Source organism: Acidovorax sp. BoFeN1 (genome assembly GCF_003345135.1).
Taxonomy (GTDB): Bacteria; Pseudomonadota; Gammaproteobacteria; order Burkholderiales; family Burkholderiaceae_C; genus Acidovorax; species Acidovorax defluvii.
The window spans coordinates 1-613 of sequence record NZ_QOZT01000183.1; the positions used below are offsets into that span (position 1 = coordinate 1).

Below are 613 nucleotides of genomic sequence, written 5' to 3' on the forward strand. Positions count from 1 at the left end.
GGCTGGGGGTGGGCGGCCTCGATGTAGTCGGTCATTACCGCCGATTCGCACAGCGTGCCCTGGGGTGTGCGCAGGTAGGGCACCTTGCCCAGCGGCGTGGCGCTGGGGTCGGTCTCGCCCACCCAAGCCCGTTCTTCGGTGAAGGGCAGGCCCTTTTCAAGCAGGGCGAGCTTGACCTTGTTGTAGTAGTTGCTGGCTGAAAAGCCGCAGAGTGTCAGCATGGGGGTTGTCTCCGGTGTCGTGGGGTGGAAGCCCACATCGTAGGCGAGCGCACCGGCGAAGTCCGTCGCACAGATGACCCCGGTCAAGGCCATGGCGGGTTGGCACCCTACAATCAGCGCCGTCATGCGGCACCTCCTGCAAACCCTTCGGCACCTTCGCTGGTTCGCGCGCCTTGCGCTGGCGTGGTTTGCCCTGTCGATCGGCGTGGCCGTGGCTTCGCCGCTGGTCAGTCCGCAGGCCGTAGAGCTGATTTGCGCGGGCTCAGGTGCCATCAAACTGGTGGCGAAAAGCGATGAAGGCGCCCGAGAGACTCCCAGCCACACGCTGGATTGCCCACTGTGCGCCCATGTCGGTGCACTCCCGTCACCCCCGTCGGCAGTGTGGCCGGTCG

2 protein-coding genes are annotated in these 613 nt (G+C 65.9%); one reads left to right on the forward strand and one right to left on the reverse strand.

What is annotated here, in order from left to right; all coding sequences use genetic code 11:
• The coding region (locus DTW89_RS19860) for a glutathione S-transferase N-terminal domain-containing protein (RefSeq protein ID WP_236637218.1) at positions 1–347 on the reverse strand (347 nt) is incomplete at its 3' end.
• Between DTW89_RS19860 and DTW89_RS19865 the strand changes: the two genes are divergently transcribed.
• A partial coding sequence (locus DTW89_RS19865; RefSeq protein ID WP_114657087.1) for a DUF2946 domain-containing protein occupies positions 346–613 on the forward strand: 268 nt, incomplete at its 3' end. The two genes, DTW89_RS19860 and DTW89_RS19865, sit on opposite strands and share 2 nt — an antisense overlap.